20 protein-coding genes are annotated in these 17,342 nt (G+C 73.3%); 15 read left to right on the top strand and 5 right to left on the bottom strand.

Annotated elements, in window-relative coordinates; translation table 11 throughout:
• Nucleotides 1–4 precede the first annotated feature (4 nt).
• From eno to OP18_RS05225, 3 genes are all read left to right on the top strand, one after another.
• Entirely contained in the window at nucleotides 5–1,282 is a 1,278-nt protein-coding gene (eno, locus tag OP18_RS05235; RefSeq protein WP_033357579.1) for a phosphopyruvate hydratase, read from the top strand.
• 62 nt (nucleotides 1,283–1,344) lie between these two features.
• Nucleotides 1,345–1,884 (top strand): FtsB family cell division protein, encoded by a 540-nt coding sequence (locus tag OP18_RS05230; protein WP_033357578.1) that lies wholly within the window; start codon nucleotides 1,345–1,347, stop codon nucleotides 1,882–1,884.
• Nucleotides 1,885–1,886: 2 nt separating this feature from the next.
• Nucleotides 1,887–2,411 (top strand): DUF501 domain-containing protein, encoded by a 525-nt coding sequence (locus OP18_RS05225; protein WP_033357577.1) that lies wholly within the window; start codon nucleotides 1,887–1,889, stop codon nucleotides 2,409–2,411.
• A gap of 119 nt (nucleotides 2,412–2,530) precedes the next feature.
• Here the strand turns inward: OP18_RS05225 and OP18_RS05220 are convergent, their stop codons facing one another.
• The 3 genes from OP18_RS05220 to OP18_RS05210 form a co-directional block, all read right to left on the bottom strand.
• A complete protein-coding gene (locus tag OP18_RS05220; protein ID WP_052386254.1) occupies nucleotides 2,531–3,472 on the bottom strand; it encodes a phosphotransferase in 942 nt (313 codons plus the stop codon).
• 67 nt (nucleotides 3,473–3,539) lie between these two features.
• A complete protein-coding gene (locus OP18_RS05215; RefSeq protein WP_156089309.1) occupies nucleotides 3,540–4,283 on the bottom strand; it encodes a hypothetical protein in 744 nt (247 codons plus the stop codon).
• Nucleotides 4,284–4,326: 43 nt separating this feature from the next.
• Complete coding sequence (locus tag OP18_RS05210) at nucleotides 4,327–4,779, bottom strand: cellulose binding domain-containing protein (RefSeq protein WP_033357575.1); 453 nt, start codon at nucleotides 4,777–4,779, stop codon at nucleotides 4,327–4,329.
• 48 nt (nucleotides 4,780–4,827) lie between these two features.
• Between OP18_RS05210 and OP18_RS05205 the strand changes: the two genes are divergently transcribed.
• Together OP18_RS05205 and OP18_RS05200 are read left to right on the top strand one after the other, a co-directional pair.
• Nucleotides 4,828–5,325 carry an amino-acid N-acetyltransferase gene (locus OP18_RS05205; protein ID WP_245635262.1) on the top strand — a complete coding sequence of 166 codons (498 nt, stop codon included), beginning with the start codon at nucleotides 4,828–4,830 and terminating at the stop codon, nucleotides 5,323–5,325.
• An 18-nt stretch (nucleotides 5,326–5,343) separates the two neighbouring features.
• The gene (locus OP18_RS05200) at nucleotides 5,344–6,258 is read left to right on the top strand and encodes a Ppx/GppA phosphatase family protein (protein WP_033357574.1); all 915 of its coding nucleotides are present in this window, start codon (nucleotides 5,344–5,346) and stop codon (nucleotides 6,256–6,258) included.
• Nucleotides 6,259–6,268: 10 nt separating this feature from the next.
• Here the strand turns inward: OP18_RS05200 and OP18_RS05195 are convergent, their stop codons facing one another.
• The gene (locus OP18_RS05195; protein WP_033357573.1) at nucleotides 6,269–6,691 is read right to left on the bottom strand and encodes a hypothetical protein; all 423 of its coding nucleotides are present in this window, start codon (nucleotides 6,689–6,691) and stop codon (nucleotides 6,269–6,271) included.
• A gap of 156 nt (nucleotides 6,692–6,847) precedes the next feature.
• Between OP18_RS05195 and OP18_RS05190 the strand changes: the two genes are divergently transcribed.
• The 10 genes from OP18_RS05190 to OP18_RS05145 all read left to right on the top strand — a co-directional run bounded on the left by OP18_RS05190 (nucleotide 6,848) and on the right by OP18_RS05145 (nucleotide 15,540).
• Nucleotides 6,848–7,492: an LppU/SCO3897 family protein gene (locus OP18_RS05190; RefSeq protein WP_052386253.1), complete on the top strand. Its 645-nt coding sequence runs from the start codon at nucleotides 6,848–6,850 to the stop codon at nucleotides 7,490–7,492.
• Between the two features lie 104 nt (nucleotides 7,493–7,596).
• Entirely contained in the window at nucleotides 7,597–7,920 is a 324-nt protein-coding gene (locus OP18_RS05185) for a PadR family transcriptional regulator (protein WP_033357572.1), read from the top strand.
• Nucleotides 7,917–8,870 carry an HAAS signaling domain-containing protein gene (locus tag OP18_RS05180; RefSeq protein WP_052386252.1) on the top strand — a complete coding sequence of 318 codons (954 nt, stop codon included), beginning with the start codon at nucleotides 7,917–7,919 and terminating at the stop codon, nucleotides 8,868–8,870. Before OP18_RS05185 ends, OP18_RS05180 begins: the two co-directional genes overlap by 4 nt.
• Nucleotides 8,871–8,880: 10 nt before the next feature.
• On the top strand, nucleotides 8,881–9,573 hold the full coding sequence (locus tag OP18_RS05175; RefSeq protein WP_033357571.1) for a uracil-DNA glycosylase: 693 nt from the start codon (nucleotides 8,881–8,883) through the stop codon (nucleotides 9,571–9,573).
• Nucleotides 9,574–9,593: 20 nt separating this feature from the next.
• A complete protein-coding gene (locus OP18_RS05170) occupies nucleotides 9,594–10,325 on the top strand; it encodes a DUF4129 domain-containing protein (protein ID WP_033357570.1) in 732 nt (243 codons plus the stop codon).
• Entirely contained in the window at nucleotides 10,315–10,983 is a 669-nt protein-coding gene (locus OP18_RS52055) for a hypothetical protein (protein WP_052386251.1), read from the top strand. Before OP18_RS05170 ends, OP18_RS52055 begins: the two co-directional genes overlap by 11 nt.
• The gene (locus OP18_RS05160) at nucleotides 10,980–11,969 is read left to right on the top strand and encodes an AAA family ATPase (protein WP_033357569.1); all 990 of its coding nucleotides are present in this window, start codon (nucleotides 10,980–10,982) and stop codon (nucleotides 11,967–11,969) included. Before OP18_RS52055 ends, OP18_RS05160 begins: the two co-directional genes overlap by 4 nt.
• A complete protein-coding gene (locus OP18_RS05155; protein WP_033357568.1) occupies nucleotides 11,962–13,281 on the top strand; it encodes a DUF58 domain-containing protein in 1,320 nt (439 codons plus the stop codon). Before OP18_RS05160 ends, OP18_RS05155 begins: the two co-directional genes overlap by 8 nt.
• Nucleotides 13,278–13,850, top strand: a complete 573-nt coding sequence (locus OP18_RS05150) for a hypothetical protein (RefSeq protein ID WP_052386250.1) — start codon at nucleotides 13,278–13,280, stop codon at nucleotides 13,848–13,850. The genes OP18_RS05155 and OP18_RS05150 overlap by 4 nt, the downstream gene beginning before the upstream one ends.
• Nucleotides 13,851–14,160: 310 nt before the next feature.
• Nucleotides 14,161–15,540 (top strand): NAD(P)/FAD-dependent oxidoreductase, encoded by a 1,380-nt coding sequence (locus OP18_RS05145; protein WP_052386249.1) that lies wholly within the window; start codon nucleotides 14,161–14,163, stop codon nucleotides 15,538–15,540.
• A 4-nt stretch (nucleotides 15,541–15,544) separates the two neighbouring features.
• On the opposite strand, the gene OP18_RS05140 is transcribed toward OP18_RS05145, so the two are convergent.
• The gene (locus OP18_RS05140) at nucleotides 15,545–17,329 is read right to left on the bottom strand and encodes a hypothetical protein (protein WP_245635261.1); all 1,785 of its coding nucleotides are present in this window, start codon (nucleotides 17,327–17,329) and stop codon (nucleotides 15,545–15,547) included.
• Nucleotides 17,330–17,342: the final 13 nt, after the last annotated feature.

The following is a 17,342-nucleotide window of genomic DNA, read 5'->3' as shown; positions in this document are numbered from 1 at the left end:
GACAGTGGCCACGATTGAAGCAATCGGCGCGCGGGAGATCCTGGACTCGCGGGGCAACCCGACCGTCGAGGTCGAGGTCGTCCTCGACGACGGCACCCTGGCCCGCGCGGCCGTCCCGTCCGGTGCCTCGACCGGCGCCTTCGAGGCCAACGAGCTGCGCGACGGTGACGCGAAGCGCTACCTCGGCAAGGGCGTCGAGAAGGCGGTCGAGAACGTCAACGAGCGCATCGCCGAGGCCGTGCGCGGCTTCGACGCGACCGAGCAGCGCCTCATCGACCAGGCGATGCTCGACCTGGACGGCACGCCGGAGAAGTCCAACCTGGGCGCCAACGCGATCCTGGGCGTCTCGCTCGCGGTCGCCAAGGCGGCGGCGGACTCGGCCGGCCTGAGCCTGTTCAAGTACCTCGGCGGCCCCAACGCGCACCTGCTGCCGGTGCCGATGCTCAACATCCTCAACGGTGGCTCCCACGCCGACTCCAACGTCGACGTCCAGGAGTTCATGATCGCGCCGATCGGCGCGCCGACCTTCCGTGAGGCGCTGCGCACCGGCGCCGAGGTGTACCACTCGCTCAAGTCGGTCCTGAAGAAGAAGGGCCTGTCCACGGGCCTCGGCGACGAGGGCGGCTTCGCGCCCAACCTGCCGACCAACGCGGCCGCGCTCGACCTGATCGCCGAGGCCGTCGAGAAGGCCGGCTACTCGCTCGGCAGCGACGTCGTGCTCGCGCTCGACGTGGCGGCGACGGAGTTCTACTCCGACGGCGCCTACACCTTCGAGGGTGGCGGCAAGTCCTCCGCCGAGATGATCGCGTACTACACCCAGCTCGTCGACGCCTACCCGATCGTGTCCATCGAGGACCCGCTGTCGGAGGAGGACTGGGACGGCTGGAAGGCGATGACCGACGCGCTCGGCGGCCGGATCCAGATCGTCGGCGACGACCTGTTCGTCACCAACCCGCAGCGCATCGCCCGCGGCATCGCCACCGACACCGCCAACGCGGTGCTGGTGAAGGTCAACCAGATCGGCTCGCTCACCGAGACGCTCGACGCCGTCGACCTGGCGCACCGCGCCGGGTTCCGCACGATGATGAGCCACCGCTCCGGCGAGACCGAGGACACCACGATCGCCGACCTGGCGGTCGCGGTCGGCAGCGGCCAGATCAAGACCGGCGCCCCGGCCCGGTCCGAGCGGGTCGCCAAGTACAACCAGCTCCTGCGCATCGAGGACGAGCTCGACGACGCGGCGCGCTACGCCGGTCGGGGCGCGTTCCCGCGGTACCGTTAGTCCGGCTCCATGCCCGCGGCCCTCGACCCGGGGGCCGCGGGCGTGTGCCACAAGGGGGAGGCATGCAGCAGCGCACCAGGCCCGGCGGCCGCGGCGCGCCGACCAGGGGCTCGGGTCCCCGCGGCGTCCAGCGCGCCGGGGCCGGCGGAGCGGGACGGGCACCGGCCCGGCAGGCGGTCGCCCGGCGGGCGGTGTCCTCCGGCGGTGCCGCGCTGCGCACCCGCGCCCCGCAGCCCAGGCGGTTCACCAGCCGGGCCGTGGTCCTCGGCCTGGTGCTGCTGGTCCTGCTGCTGGCGTATGCGTATCCGGTGCGCGTCTACCTCGCCCAGCAGGCCGAGATCACCGCCCTGGAGCAGAGCCAGGAGCGGCAGACCGCCAAGATCGCCGAGATGGCGGCGCGGGCGGCGAAATGGGACGACAGGGAATACGTGATCAGTCAGGCCCGCCAGCGGCTGCACATGGTGCTGCCCGGCGAGAAGCCGTTCGTCGTGGTCGACCCGGCGCGCAGCCAGCAGGCCGACCCGGCCGCGATCCCGGGCGCCGAGAAGGCGTCGCGGCCCTGGTACGGCAAACTGTGGTCGAGCGTCGAGGCGGCGGACTGAGGATGACTTCCGAACACGGACAGACCGACTTCGAGCCGGCCACCGAGGAGGATCTCGCGGTCGTCGCCGCGCAGCTCGGGCGCACCCCGCGCGGCACCCGTGCCGTCGCCCACCGCTGCCCCTGCGGCCTGCCCGACGTCGTGGAGACGACGCCGAGGCTGCCCGACGGCACGCCGTTCCCGACGCTGTTCTACCTGACCTGCCCGCGGGCGGTGCACGAGTGCAGCCGGCTGGAGTCCGCCGGTCTCATGCGCGAGATGGGCGCCCGGCTCGCCGAGGACCCCGACCTGCGCAAGGCGTACGCGGCGGCGCACGAGGACTACCTGCGCCGGCGGGAGCAGGTCGGCCACGTCGAGGAGATCGACGGCGTCTCCGCCGGCGGCATGCCGACCCGGGTCAAGTGCCTGCACGTCCACCTCGGCCACGCCCTCGCGGTCGGCCCGGGCGTCAACCCGTTCGGCGACGAGACCCTCGCCAAGGCCGGCGAGTGGTGGGCCGCCGGCCCCTGCGTGCCGCCCCCGGACTGAGACCGGCGCGATCCGACCCGCCACGCGGCCCGCCGGATGAGCCCCGCCGGATGAGTCCCGTCGGATGAGTCCCGTCGGTTGCGGCCCGTCGCGGTGCGGCCCGTCGCGGTGCGGCGCCGTCAGATGCGGGTGACCACGGAGCGCAGGATCTCCCAGCCCTCGAGGTCGTCGGCGGTGCCGGTGTGCGGGCGGCGGAAGCGGCGCACCTCGACGGCGATGTCCGTCAGCGCCCACCGCAGCTGGTAGAGCATGATCGTCGACGGGCGGGGCAGCACGCCGGTGGCCGCGGCGTAGGCGGAGAAGATGGAGCCGTCGCCCGGCTCGATCAGCCACAGGTCGCGCTCCGGCGGCGAGATCAGGACGGTGTCCCAGTCGATGAGGCGCCAGCCGCCCGGGGTGAGCATCGTGTTGCCCGAGTGCGGCTCGCCGTGGGTGAGCACGGCCCGCACGGGCTCACCGTGGCTGTCCAGGACCAGCTCGTCGTAGCGGGCCAGCAGGCCGGCGAGAGCCTCGCGGTGCCCGGCGAGCAGCTCCGCGGCCGGTCGGGCGTAGGGGCCGCAGTCGGGGCCGGGCGCCTTCAGGGCCGCCTCGATCTCGCCGCGGCCCGGGACGGCGAAGTCGTCGACGCGGGCGTGCCGCTGCACGATCTCCGGCGCGGTGTGCAGCTGGATGATCATGTCGAGAGTGGCCTGGCGGTGGTCGGGGCCGCGGAACGCGTTCCAGTCGAAGCTCTGGCCGTCGACGAACGGGTACACGGTGACGGTGAACTCCCCGAGCACCGCGAGAGGCTGCCCCCGGCGGGTCGGCACCGGGGCCACCGCGAACGTGCGGCCGATGGCGTGCAGGTCCACCGCGACGCTCAGCGACGCCGTGAGCCGCCCGACGTCGGCGTCATGGTCGACGGTGACGAACCAGCGGTTGCCGCCGTCGTCGGTGACCTCCCAGTGGTGGCTGCCGAAGCCGACCGCCCGGTAGCCCAGCGCGGCGACCGCGAGGCCCCATTCGCGACGCAGAGCCTCCGCGAGCGCGTCTTCGGTGAGACCAGCGGGCGGCGTCAGCACGGTTCTGCACGTTACGGCAGCCCGGTCGCCTCCGCCGCCCGAGTGTTACAGAGCAGGACAGGAAGTTTTACTTACCGGGGGCCGGCGGTGCGGTCGCCGTGACGATCTGCGCACCCTTCGGCGCGACGAACGCCTGGGCGTCGACCTTCTCGCTGTACTTGCTGAGTTCCACGCCGATCGCCTTGTCGTCGGTGCCGACCCCCTTGAACCGGGTGAGCAGGCCGGACTCGGCGACGCAGACGTGGAACTCCTTGGCCGACACGTCGTTGGGGCCGGCGTTGGCGTCCTGGGGGATGCCGGTGACGTCGAGGCAGTCGCTCTGCTGGCCGGCGATCGTCGCGGTGTTCTCGGCGATCTTGACGCCGGGCACCACCGCCGCCGCCGTCATCAGGGCGAGCGCCATCTCGGTGTTGATGAAGCCGCCGCCGGCCACCGCGGAGAGGTACGCGGCCTGGTCGGCGGAGGACAGCTGGCCGGTCTGCACGGCGCTCTTCTGGCACACGACCTTCTGCCCGGTCTTGCCGTTGCAGACGAGCAGCGCGTCCTCGGTGAGGATGAAGCGGCCGTCCTTGCCGATGTAGGCGGCCTTCGGCGGCTGCTGCACCACGGTGGTGGCGGTGCCGTCGTCGGTCTTGTACTCGGCGGTGAAGGTGAGCTTCCCGGACTTGCCCAGCCGGTCGGCGAGGTCGGTGATGGCGGAGACGTTGTCGACGGTCTGCTTGACCTGGTTGATGAAGCCGCAGCCCAGCGCGCCGGCGCCGAGCGCGGACGCGAGCACGACGGTCAGGATTCTGGAGCCGGCACGATGCATGCCGCCCAATGTGGGGCCGCTCACCGCGGCGTGCAACGAACTGTCAGCAGGGCGACCCGTTGACGGTGCAGCTGACCGGTTCGGCCGCCTTGCCCTTCGCCTCGAAGCCCATCCGGATCGAGCCGCCGGGCTCCAGGTAGGTGTTCCACGACTGGGAGCGCAGGGTGAGCCGGTCCGCCTTGTGCTCCGCGGCGGCGCCCCAGGTCGAGGTCGGGTCCACCCCCGCCGGCAGCTGCAGCTGGACGATCCACCCCTGCAGCGGCTGGCTGCCGATGTTGGTCACCGTCACCTCGGCGTTGAAGCCGTCCTTCCACTTGCTGCGCACCGCGTAGCCGGCCTTCACGACGCCGGCGCCGCTGCGCACCGGCGCCGCGCTCGGCGTCACGAGCTGGGTCCGCTCCACGGTCACCACGCGGGTGGCGGGCTCGCGGGTCAGGAACAGGACGGACATGGTGCCCGCCACGACGGTCGCCGCAACGGCGGTGACGACAAGCACGCGCTCACGTGTCAGATGCCACATCCGCGCGCCACTACCCTGGCCGTCATGGAGGTAACCGTCCGGCGGGCCCGGACCGCAGACGTGCGGGGCATCCGGCGGCTGGTCGCCATGTACGTGGCGGACCGGCGGCTGCTGTCGAAGCCGATGGTGGCGCTGTACGAGGCCGTGCAGGAGTTCTGGGTCGCGGAGCGCGACGGCGTGATCGTCGGCTGCGGCGCGCTGCACGTGATGTGGGAGGACCTCGCCGAGGTCCGCACGGTCGCCGTCGACCCGATCATGCGCGGCCACAAGATCGGCCACCGGATCGTCGCGGAGCTGCTCACCGCGGCCCGCGAGATCGGCGTGCGGCGGGTGTTCGTGCTCACGTTCGAGACCCGGTTCTTCGCCTCGTTCGGCTTCGTGCCGATCGACGGCACCCCCGTCACCCACCAGGTCTACGAGGAGTTGCTGCGCTCCTACGACGAGGGCGTCGCGGAGTTCCTGGACCTGGAGCGGGTCAAGCCCAACACCCTCGGCAACCACCGGATGCTGCTGCATCTGTAGGTTGATCGCATGACCCGAGTGGCGGCCATCGACTGCGGCACCAACTCCGTCCGGCTGCTCATCGCCGACGCCGGCCCCGACGGCTCCCTCGTGGACGTCACCCGGCAGATGCGCATCGTGCGGCTCGGCGAGGGGGTCGACCGCACCGGCCGGCTGGCCGAGGCGGCGATCGAGCGCACCCGGGTCGCGCTGGTCGACTACGCCGCCGAGATCGCCGCGGCCGGCGTCGCGCGCGCCCGGATGGTGGCCACCAGCGCCAGCCGCGACGCGTCCAACGCCGAGGACTTCCGGGCCATGGTCACCGCCACTCTCGGCTTCGCCCCCGAGGTCGTCAGCGGCGACGAGGAGGCCCGGCTCACCTTCGCCGGCGCCGTGCAGGGCCTGCGGGCGCGGGCGCCGTTCCTGGTCTTCGACATCGGCGGCGGCTCGACCGAGTTCGTGGTGGGCTCCCAGGACGGGGTCGACGCCGCGATCAGCGTCGACATCGGCTGCGTCCGGCTCACCGAGCGGCACCTGCACGACCACCCGCCGACGCCGGCCCAGGTCGCGGCCGCCGAGCGGGACATCACCACCGAGGTCGACCGGGCCCTCGCCGCGGTCGACGCCGGCCGGGCCCGCACGCTCGTCGGCCTCGCCGGCTCGGTGACCACCGTCACCGCGCTCGCGCTCGGGCTGACCGAGTACGACGCCGGGCGCATCCACCGCGCCACCGTCTCCACCGCCGACGTGGCGAAGGTGACCGCGGACCTGCTCGCGGCCACGCCCGAGCAGCGGCTCGCCAACGCCGTCATGCACCCGGGGCGCGCCGACGTCATCGGGGCCGGCGCGCTGATCCTGCGCATCATCCTGGAGCGGTCCGGCGCCGAGGCGGTCGTCGCCTCCGAGGCGGACATTCTGGACGGTGTCGCGATGTCGTGTTTACGTCAGTCCTGATCGGCCGGTCTCAGCCGGTGCGGCGGACCTCGGCGCGGGACTGCTCGCGCGGCTCGGCGTCGTCGCGGGACCACCACCAGCCGTAGGTGAGCACGCCCTCCTGCGGCATGGTCATGATGATCTTCGCCGGCATCGGTCCCTCGTACGCGTTGAACACCCCGGGCTCGTGCTCGACAAATCGGGTCACGCCAGGCAATTCGAGGCAGGTGACGTGCAGTTCGAGCCGCCCGGCCTCACTTGCCGTGAGGATGGTGTGCTCAACGTGTTGCAGTCCCTTGCTGTCGCTGACCGCCTCGTAGTCGAGGGTGATCGCGTTGCCGCGCACCACCGAGGTCACCTTGATGCGGGCGACGAACGGTCCGGACTCCAGCCCGTCGCCACGTCCCCGGTAGACACCGGGCGCCGAGGCGAGGCGTTTCAACAGATCGGTCACGGCGCACACCGTAATACGCCGGCGCACCCGACTGTGTCCAGCAGGCGTCTGCGGTTATCGTGAGCCGTCGCCCGAGGGTCGGTGGGTCGCTTTTGCAAACTCGGGTCCACTTCGCCCGATAGGGTGATCTTTGCGGCATACCCCGGAAGGAAGCACATGTCAGATCAGTACCCGCCGCCCGGCGGCTACCCGCCGCCCGGTGGCGGCGACCCCTACGGGCAGCAGCCGCCGCAGTACGGCCAGCAGCCGCAGTACGGCCAGCAGCCGCAGTACGGTGGCGCACCGCAGTACGGGGACCAGCCGTTCAGCGGCGCCCCGCAGTACGGGGACCAGTCGCAGTTCGGTGGCGCTCCGCAGTACGGCCCGCCGCCCGGCGGCGCCCCGTTCGGCGCCCCGCCGCCCCCGCCGCGCCGCAGCAAGGCCGGCAAGATCATCCTGATCATCGTGGCGGTCATCGTGGCGCTGTGCCTGGTCTGCGGCGGCATCCTGTATGCGACCGGCAACAGCATCTTCGACTCGATCAAGAACAGCTCCACCAACGCCAAGGTCGGCGACTGCCTCGAGGGCGACACCATCGAGAGCGACGCCACCAAGGACGTGGACCTGAAGATCGTCAAGTGCGACGACGCCAAGGCCAAGTACAAGGTCGTGGGCGTCAAGGACGGTGTCGCGCGGGCCGACGCGCTCAAGAAGGAGACGACGGTCTGCGACGACTACATCGACGACGGCGCCGAGTCCGTGCTCTGGCAGGGCACCGACGTCACCGACGGCCAGGCCCTCTGCCTCGCCCCGGCCAAGTAGCCACCGCAACCCTCTCGTCCCGACGGGCGGTCCGCGACACGCGGGCCGCCCGTCCGGCATTCCGCGCTTGATAGTACTGCGCATTGCGTACTACTCTGCTTCACGTGGACACCACCCAGCTGCTCAAGGGGGTCCTCGACCTGGCCGTGCTCGCCGTCCTGCGGGACGAGGACGGGTACGGCTACGACATCCTGCGCCGGCTGCGCTCGGCCGGGCTCGACGAGGTCGGCGACGCCTCCGTCTACGGCACCCTGCGCCGGCTGTTCCAGGCCGGGATGCTCACCACCTACGTGGTCCCCAGCGAGTCGGGGCCGCACCGCAAGTACTACGCGCTCAACGCCGCCGGCCGCACCCAGCTCAACGCCTCCGGCAAGGTGTGGCGGGGGTTCGCCGCCACCATGGACCAGCTGATCGGGGAGGCGTCGTGACCGAGGGGACCGCCATCGAGATCGACTACTACTACGAGCGGGTCGCCGCGGCCCTCGCCGACCTGCCCGCCGAGGCCCGCGACGAGCTGCTGGAGGACCTGCCGGCGCACTTCGCCGAGGTGATCGCCGAGCAGGGCGGGCCCCTCGTCGACCGGCTCGGCCCGCCGGCGACCTACGCCGCCGAGCTGCGCGCCGCCGCCGGCCTCGACACCGGCCCGGGCCGCGCCGCCGACCGCGCCCCCATCGTCGCGGCCTACGACCGGTTCGTCGCCGCCCTGCCGGGCCTCGACGAGCGCGCCGGCCGGCTCATCGGCTACCCGCGGGCGACGCAGTTCCTGCGGCTGCTGCGCCCCGCGTGGTGGATCGCCCGCGCGGTGGCGGTCGTCGTGCTGATCTTCGCCGTCGACATCGTGCCGGCGGACCGCTTCGACGACCCCATCGGCTGGCTGCTGCTCGCCGTCGCGATCGTCGTGTCGATCCGCGTCGGCGCCACCGGCGGGCCCCGGGTGCCCCGCTGGGTCGGGTTCGCCGGCACCGCGGTCGCCATTGTCGGGCTGCTGTTCGTCGTCGCCAACGCGCCGGGCATCCTGCGCGGCTACGACGACCCGCAGGGTTATTACCAGACCGGCGGCGGCCCGTTCGACGGCGTGACCAACGTCTTCCCCGTCGACGAGCACGGCCGGCAGCTCGACCACGTCACGCTGTACGACCAGAACGGCAACGCGATCCAGGTCGGCGACTACTGGCGGTGCACCGGCGGCGAGGGCGGCCGGCCGGCGAGCTACCCGCTGTGCCTCGGCACCGCCTACCCGACGCCGTCGACCGCCGCCCCGGAGCCGACCGGCAGCGCGTCCCCGTCCGGGTCGCCGGCACCGTCGGTCTCTGCGCCGGTGTCCCCGTCCGTCTCCCCGTCCGTCTCCGCATCGGTGGGCGCGTCGCCGTCCCGCTAGCGTTGGGGGCGTGACCGACGCGCTGGACCGCCTCGACGCCGAGATCGCCGGCTGCCGGCGCTGCCCCCGGCTGGTCGCCTGGCGCGAGCAGGTCGCCGCGACGAAGCGGGCCGCGTTCCGCGACGAGGAGTACTGGGGCCGCCCCGTCCCCGGCTTCGGCGCCCACGACGCCCGCATCGGCATCCTCGGCCTGGCCCCGGCGGCGCACGGCGGGAACCGGACCGGTCGCATCTTCACCGGCGACCGGTCCGGTGACGTGCTGTTCGCCGCCATGCACCGGGCCGGCCTGGCCAACCAGCCGACCAGCACGAGCCGCGACGACGGCCTCGCCATCACCGCGACCCGCATCTTCGCCGCCGTGCGCTGCGCGCCGCCGGACAACAAGCCGACCCCCGCCGAGCGCGACACCTGCGCGCCCTACCTGCACCGCGAGCTCGCCCTCATCCGCCCTGACCTGCGGGTCGTGATCGCGCTCGGCGGGTTCGCGTGGGCCGCGTTCTGGCCCGCGCTGCGCGCCGTCTACGGTGTAGCACCGGCGCGGAAGGTACCGTTCGGCCACGGCACGCTGTGGCAGGCCGACGGCGCCCCCGCGTTGCTCGGTTGTTACCACGTGAGCCAGCAGAACACCTTTACCGGCAGGCTCACGCCAGGAATGCTGGACGAGGTTTTCACCCGTGCGAAGGCCCTCGCCGGGATCGGATGACACTGACCGACGGGGATGTCATGGACCGCACCTTCAACCGCTGGTTGCCGGTGCTCGCCGTGATCGGGATGCTCGGGGTCGCCGCCGTCGCCGCCGCCACCTCCTCACCGGAGATCAGCAAGCTGCCGGTGCCGCCGCTGGACCCCAGCCCGCCGGCGCCGTCCCCGCTGCCGACCCGCACCGTGGCCGCGTCGCTGCCGCCGGAGGCCGCCCCCGACCAGGCGTCGTCGTACGCGCTGCCTGACTGGGTGACCTACACCGCCGGGATCCTGTGCGTGCTGGTGATCGTCGCCGCCGCCGGCGTGCTGGTCTGGTCGCTGCTGCGCAACGGGGACCCGAAGCGCAAGGCGCGGCTGTTCGTCGAGCCGAAGCAGCCGGCCCCGATGACCGACGACGGCGGCGCCGCGGTGATCGCCGCGGTCGACGCCGGCATCGTCGAGCTGTCCGACACCGACACCGACCCGCGCCGCGCCGTCATCGCCTGCTGGGTCCGCCTGGAGCGGGCCGCCGCGGCCGCCGGCACGCCACGGGAGACCGGCGACAGCCCGACCGACCTCGTCACCCGGCTCCTGTCCGGCCACCAGATCAGCCGGCCCACCCTGGAAGGGCTGGCGCACGTCTACCGCGAGGCCCGCTACGCGACCCACCCCGTCGACGACCGGACCCGCCGGGGCGCCATCGAGGCCCTGCGGCAGCTGCGGGCCGAGCTCGCGCTGCGCGGGGTGCAGGGAGGTGCCGTGCATGGCGCGTAACCCCGACGAGATGGTCAGCCTCGAGGAGCTCTTCGACGCCGGCCGCACCGCCGTCGCCGCCGACCCGCGCCCCGTGCGCCGCCCGTCGCGGCCGTACGACACCCGGTGGTGGATCCGCCGGCTGTTCATCGCGCTCGCGCTCACCACCGTCGGGTGGGGGCTGCTGTACGTGTTCGGCCTGACGGTGTCCTACCCCCTCGTCTTCCTCGGCATCCTCGCCGTCGCGGTGATCCAGGAGGCGCTGCGGCAGGTGCGCGCCGACGAGCTGCCGGTCGCCGTCACCGGCCGGGGCCTGACCCCGGTCCGGCCGCCGACCCTGGCGAAGAAGAAGGCCCTGGCCAGGACCCGGCGCACCGGGGAGGTCCTGGACGGGGTGCCGGTCCTCGACGGCCTGCGGCTCGCCGTGGGCCGGTGGGAGGACCGCCTGGTGTGGGGCGAGCGCGACGCCAAGCGGTTCGGCGCGCTCGTCGTGCCCCGCATCGCCGACCTGGTGGACACCAGGCTGCGGCAGCGGCACGGGATCACCCTGGCGGGCTCGCCGAGACAGGCCAGAGCACTACTGGGCGACGAGCTGTGGACGCTGCTGCACCAGCCGCCGACGCGCGTGCCGAGCCCGGCCGTCGTAGCATCGATCGTCGCGAAGGTGGAGGAGCTATGAAGACGCTCGCACCGGCCGAGGTTGGCCGGATCGCCAAGGTGGTCCTGGACCAGGTCGGCACGGTGGTCGTCGGCAAGCGCGACTCCCTGGAGCTGGTCCTGGCCGGGATCCTCGCCGGCGGGCACGTGCTGCTGGAGGACCTGCCGGGCCTGGCCAAGACGCTGACCGCGCGCTCGTTCGCGCAGACGCTCGGCATCGGGTTCCGCCGGCTGCAGTTCACCCCGGACCTGCTGCCCGCCGACGTCACCGGCTCGTTCCTGTACGACCAGCGCTCGCACGAGTTCACGTTCCGGGCCGGGCCGGTCTTCACGAACCTGCTGCTCGCCGACGAGATCAACCGCACCCCGCCGAAGACGCAGTCGGCGCTGCTGGAGGCGATGCAGGAGCGGCAGGTCTCCGTCGAGGGCGCCACCTACCGGCTCGACCCGCCGTTCCACGTCCTCGCCACCGCCAACCCGATCGAGTACGAGGGCACCTACCCGCTGCCCGAGGCCCAGCTCGACCGGTTCCTGCTCCGCGTGTCGTTCGGCTACCCGGAGGCCGACGAGGAGTGGGAGGTGCTGCGCCGCCGGATGAGCCGCCGCCAGGAGGACGCGGTCATCGAGCCGGTCGTCGACGCAGAGACCCTCCTGGCCATGCAGGGCGCATTGGAGGACGTCAGCGTCGAGGACTCGATCGGGCGGTACATCGTCTCGCTGACCGCGGCGACCCGCGCCCACCCGCAGGTCCTCGTCGGCGCCTCGCCCCGCGGCTCGCTCGCGCTGCTGCTGCTGGCCCGCGCCGCCGCCGCCCTCAGCGGCCGCGACTACGTCATCCCCGAGGACGTGAAGGCGGTCGCGGTGCCGGCGCTCGCACACCGCATCACGCTGCTGCCGGAGATGTGGCTCAAGCGGATCGACCCCCGGGCCGTGGTGGGCGAGGTGCTCGCGCAGACCCCGGCCCCGGCCAGCGGCGCGCTGCCCACCTACGGCGGAAGGCGTGGCTGAGCGGCGCACGCACGCGCGCGCCTTCGAACCGACCCGGGCGCTCGGCCGGGCCGTGCTCGTCGCCGCGGTGCTCGTCATCGCCGCCGTCCTCACCGGCCGGTTCGACCTGGTGGTGCTCGCCACCCCGTTCGCCCTCGGCACCGCCCTGTCGCTGGTGCGCCGCCCCGGCCGCGCGCCGACGGTGGAGGTCACCACCGCCGAGCCGTTCGTGGTCGAGGGCGCCGACCTCGACGTGAACGTCGGCGTCGGCAACCCCAACCCGGGCCGCTTCGACCTCGTCGTGGTCCGCCTCGCCGTGCCGCGCTGGGTCCGCCTGGAGCACAGCGACCGCCCGTACGCCGTCGGCGTCGACCCCGGCACCATCGCCGGCGTCGACCTGCACGGCAGGGTGCTGCGCTGGGGCCGCCACCCGCTCGGGCCGGTCACCGCGCACGCCTTCGCCGCCGACGGCCTGCTCATCAGCCGCCCCGTGCAGGCGCCCGCGCTGCCGGTCAAGGCGTACCCGGCGATCGAGCACTTCGACGCCGACGAGGCCATGCCCCGCGCCGCCGGCCACGTCGGCGGCCACCGCTCCCGCCGCCCCGGCGAGGGCGGCGAGCTCGCCGGCGTGCGCCGCTTCGGCTCCGGCGACCGGCTGCGCCGCATCGACTGGCGCGTCTCCCTGCGCACCCGCGAGCTGCACGTGGTCAGCACCCTGTCCGACCGCGACGCCGAGGTCGTCGTCCTGCTCGACGCGCTGCACGAGGCGGGCCGCTCCGGCGGCATCGACGGCCGCGCCTCCGTGCTGGACACCACCGTCCGCGCCGCCGCCGGCATCGCCGAGCACTACCTGCGCCGCGGTGACCGGGTCGCCCTGCTGCAGTACGGCGGCCAGATCCGCCAGCTGCGCCCCGCCAGCGGCCGCCGGCACTACATGACGACCCTGGAGTGGCTGCTCGACATCACTCCCGCCCAGGTCGCCGACGAGCCGCCGCCCTCGGTCTTCGGCCCGCACATGGTCCAGCACAACGCGCTCGTGATGGTCCTGACCCCGCTGCTCGACCCGCGCTCCGCCGCGATGCTGGCCAACCTCGCCCGCGCCGGCCGCTTCGTGGTCGCCGTCGACACCCTCACCTCGGCCGCCGACCCGCTGCGCGGCACCGGCCCCTGGGGCGCCGTCGCCCACCGCCTCTGGTCCCTGGAACGCGACAGCGTCATCGGCCAGCTCCGCGAGCACGGCGTCCCGGTCGTCCCGTGGGGCGGCGCCGGCAGCCTCGACGAGGTCCTGCGCGGTGTGACCCGCGTCGCCCTCTCCCGGACGGTCACCAAATGATCGAGGAGCTGCAGGACTTCCTGCTCACCCGCCTCGGCCGGGTCAAGGACATGCTGGAGCGCGCCGCCGCCGGCCCCCTGCTCGTCCGCTTCATGCTGTTCCTGCTCACCCTGGTCGCGGCCCTGGTGGCCTTCCCGCCCGACGTGATCCTGCGCCCGGCCGCCGTCGTGTTCACCGCGGTGCTGGCCGCGCTCCCGGCCGTCTTCCCGCGCACCCGCCTGGTCGGCCTGGCGATCCTGCTCTGCGCCTTCGGCTGGCTGCTGGGCAGCTACTTCTACGACCAGGTCGTCACCATCCCGCGCGTCATCGCCCTGGCCACGGCCCTGTACCTGGTCCACTCCCTCGCCGCGCTGGCCGCCGCCCTGCCCTACGACGCCATCGTCTCGCCCGGCGTCATCCTCGCCTGGCTCCTGCGCGCCACCGCCATCGTGAGCGCCAGCGCCATCGTCAGCGTCCTGATCCTGGCCGTCGTCAAGCTCGTCATCGGCCCGGTGTTCCTGGCCGCCTCCCTGGTCGGCCTGCTCGCCGCCGCCGGCCTCGCCTGGATCGTCACCCGCAAGTCCACCTGACCCCAAGCCCAATCGCGCAACCCGGGGAGAGGCGCCCAAGACGGCTCCGCCGAAGTCCAGCCCCCGTGGAAGCCCGGCCGCGACGTAGCTAGGAAGCGCAGCGCCCGATCTCGCCAGTCGGTGCAGGTTGGAAGTGCGACCGGAGGGAGCACGGGGGCCTCGGGTGGGAACCCCCGCCGCCGCGCCGCAGGCGCGGCAGCCAGTACAGCGCGGGCGCCAGAACAGTGAGCGCCGTTACAACCCTGGTAACGGTCGTTACATGTCTGTGGCCTGACTGAAGATGCGCGGGTTTCGTCGTTAGCGTTGAACCGTGGCTCCCAAGCGAATCCTGATCGTCGGTGCCGGCCATGTCGGGCTGTACGCCGCGTTGCGCATGTCCAAGAAGCTGCACCGGCACGAGGCCGAGGTGACGGTCGTCGACCCGCAGCCGCACATGACCTACCAGCCGTTCCTGCCGGAGTCGGCGGCCGGCAACATCTCCCCGCGGCACACGGTCGTGCCGCTGCGGCGCGAGCTGAAGCGCTGCCACGTGCTCTCCGGTGAGGTCACCCGGATCGAGCACGCCCGCAAGGTGGCCATCGTCCAGCCGATCGTCGGGCCGGCCCGCGAGGTGCCGTACGACCACATCGTCGTGGCGCCGGGGTCGGTGTCGCGGACGCTGCCGATCCCGGGGCTGCGCGAGCACGCGGTCGGGTTCAAGACCATCGGCGAGGCGATCTTCCTGCGCAACAGCGTCCTGGACCGGTTGGACGTGGCGGCGACCACGTCGGACCCGGCGACCCGGCGGCGCGCGCTGACCTTCGTGTTCGTCGGCGGCGGGTACGCCGGCATCGAGGCCCTCGCGGAGATGGAGGACATGGTCCGCGGGGCGCTGCGCTACTACCCCGAGATCCCGCAGTCGGACGTGCGGTTCGTCCTCGTCGAGGCGGCCCAGCGGATCCTGCCCGAGGTGGGGCCGGAGATGGGCGCCTACACGGTGGTGCAGCTGACCCGCCGGGCGATCGACATCCGGCTCGGCACGCGGCTGGAGTCGTGCGTCGACGGGATCGTGAAGCTGTCCGACGGCGACGAGTTCCCGGCCGACACGATCGTGTGGACGGCGGGCGTGAAGCCGCACCCGATGCTGGAGGACACGGACCTGCCGCGCACGCCGCGCGGCGCGGTCACCTGCCTGCCGACGCTGCAGGTCGTGGACGAGGACGGGGCCGTGGTCGAGGGCGCGTGGAGCGCCGGTGACTGCGCGGCCGTGCCGGACCTCACGTCGAGCGTGCCGGGTGCGCTGTGCTCGCCGAGCGCGCAGCACGCGGTGCGCCAGGCGGCGAAGCTGGCCGACAACATCACCGCGGTCGTGCGGGGGCGCCGGCCGGTGGACTACAAGCACAAGCACGTCGGCTCGGTCGCCGGCCTCGGCCTGTACAAGGGTGTCGCGCACGTCTACGGGGTGAAGGTGCGCGGCCTGCCCGCCTGGTTCATGCACCGGTCGTACCACCTGAGCCGGATCCCCACGCTCAACCGCAAGATCAGGGTCCTGGTGGACTGGACGCTGCAGCTGGTGCTGCGCCGCGAGGTCGTCGCGCTCGGGTCGCTGCACGAGCCGCGCGAGCCGTTCCTCACCGTGGCCCCGCCGATCCCGCTGCCGACGAACGCGAACACCAAGGCCGGGCAGCCGACGAAGAGGGTCGCCGCGTAACGGCTCAGGGCGCCCGCCACACCCAGACGTCCTCCACCCGCTCGCCGGGGCCGAGCAGCCCGTCCATGGTCTGCCTGAGCGCCCCGGCCTGCGGGTGGCGCACGTCCAGCACGAAGGCGGCCGCCCGCCAGTAGGCGATGTCCTTGTGCAGCGTCTGGCGGTCCTTGTCGGTGACCGTCGCGGCGGCGCCGGACCTCGCGACCCGTTGCAGCAGCTGCGACGTCGGGCGGGGGTAGACGCCGACGGCCGCGGCGCCGTCCTTGCCGTACGGCCCGATGAACCAGCCCTGCGGCGTGGCGATCCGCGCGCCGGTCGCCGCGGCCCAGCGCATCGCGTCGGGGTCCCGCGGGTCCGGCAGCGGCACCGGCACGACCACGCCGTCCTCGGGCGCGTACACCCGCCAGAAGCCGTCGGTGAAGAACGCCGGCACGGGCGCCCGGTCGACCACCGGCAGGGGCGCCGGGGCGAGCGGTACGAGCGCGGCGACCACGGCGACCGGCACGAGCAGCCGCAGCGTCTCGGTCTGCGTGATCGCCGCGTCGACGACCCGCGCCAGGATCACGGCCAGCAACGGGATCGCGGCCAGGGCGAAGCGGGTGGGCAGCGCCGACTCGATCACCGGCAGCCCCGACAGCAGCGAGAACGGGCCCCGCTGCGCGGTCGCCTCGGCGTCCACGACCACGAACGGGCCGAGGGCGAGCAGGAACAGCACCACCGCGGTGACCGCCGACGCGACGACGGCCGGGCGCCGCCACATCCACACGGTCGCCCCGAGCACGACCAGCAGCAGCGGCGCGCCGAAGAACGTCGTGTACTCGGCGGGCCCGCTGACCAGCCGCGCGGCGCCGTCGTCACCGGCCAGCGACAGCGGCGAGATGGCGGTGAAGCCGTACAGGTCGGCGGAGAAGTACGACGGCAGGAAGACCCCGCCGTCGGCGCTCTGCGGGCCGTGGAACTGCAGCCACAGCGGGTAGGCCAGCAGCACCGCGGCCAGCCCGGCGGCGAGGCCGAGCCCGAGCACGAACGGCGCGGCGACCCGCGGCGAGGGCCGGGCGTGCGCGACGAACACCACCGTGAACAGGGCCAGGGTCACCGCGGTGAGGAACAGCACCTCCTCGCCGACGAAGAACTGGGCCGCGACCAGGGCGCCGAGCAGCAGCCCGGTCCGGACGGTGCGCGGGCCGGCCGCCGTCTGGTGGGCGAGGCGGACCACGCACCAGACGATCGGCGGCACCAGCCAGGCCGCGGTCATGTGCAGGTGCGCGTTGGACTGCGACACCATGCCGGGCGCGAACGCGGCGAACGCGCCGCCGATCAGCGCGCCGGCCCGGTGCACGCCGAGGGTCCTGGCGAACAGCAGGTACCACCCGGTCCCGGTCGCGGCGAGGTTGCCGGCGACCAGCACGCTGAACGTCACCGGCGCGCCGAACGCCAGGGTGACCGGCGCCAGCAGCAGCCCCATGCCGATCAGCGAGGCGTTGCTCAGCAGGTTGACCCCCTCGGGCGCGTTGAGCATGCCGGTCACGAGGGAGAAGTCGCCGCGGTACGCTCGGGTGGCGTAGGCCAGGAACCACTCGTCGAGCGCCTGGTCACTGGGGTTGAGGGCGAGTGCCCGCCCGGCCGGGCCGGGCCACAGCCGGTGCGTCAGCAGCGCGGCGGCGAGGGCGAAGAGCAGCCCGGCGGCGGCGTCGACGGGCCAGCGCCGGCGCACCTGCATCGGCAGACCTTCGTTTGTCAAGGTCTCCGGCGGCGCCATCTCAACCTCGTCGGTCAGTGGGGTGCTGCTCACCCGGATGACAGTA

Origin of the sequence: Dactylosporangium aurantiacum (genome assembly GCF_000716715.1) — a bacterium.
GTDB classification, from domain to species: domain Bacteria; phylum Actinomycetota; class Actinomycetes; order Mycobacteriales; family Micromonosporaceae; genus Dactylosporangium; species Dactylosporangium aurantiacum.
Note: the sequence above shows the minus strand (reverse complement) of the source record. Positions and strands in the feature narration are given on the sequence as shown.

What these genes read in the sequence shown, in the direction of transcription:
- OP18_RS05230 (WP_033357578.1), top strand. Translation starts at nt 1,345, where the DNA reads ATGCAGCAGCGCACCAGGCCCGGCGGCCGCGGCGCGCCGACCAGGGGC.
- OP18_RS05225 (WP_033357577.1), top strand. Translation starts at nt 1,887, where the DNA reads ATGACTTCCGAACACGGACAGACCGACTTCGAGCCGGCCACCGAGGAG.
- OP18_RS05215 (WP_156089309.1), bottom strand. Translation starts at nt 4,283, where the DNA reads ATGCATCGTGCCGGCTCCAGAATCCTGACCGTCGTGCTCGCGTCCGCG.
- OP18_RS05205 (WP_245635262.1), top strand. Translation starts at nt 4,828, where the DNA reads ATGGAGGTAACCGTCCGGCGGGCCCGGACCGCAGACGTGCGGGGCATC.
- OP18_RS05190 (WP_052386253.1), top strand. Translation starts at nt 6,848, where the DNA reads ATGTCAGATCAGTACCCGCCGCCCGGCGGCTACCCGCCGCCCGGTGGC.
- OP18_RS05170 (WP_033357570.1), top strand. Translation starts at nt 9,594, where the DNA reads ATGGACCGCACCTTCAACCGCTGGTTGCCGGTGCTCGCCGTGATCGGG.
- OP18_RS52055 (WP_052386251.1), top strand. Translation starts at nt 10,315, where the DNA reads ATGGCGCGTAACCCCGACGAGATGGTCAGCCTCGAGGAGCTCTTCGAC.
- OP18_RS05160 (WP_033357569.1), top strand. Translation starts at nt 10,980, where the DNA reads ATGAAGACGCTCGCACCGGCCGAGGTTGGCCGGATCGCCAAGGTGGTC.
- OP18_RS05150 (WP_052386250.1), top strand. Translation starts at nt 13,278, where the DNA reads ATGATCGAGGAGCTGCAGGACTTCCTGCTCACCCGCCTCGGCCGGGTC.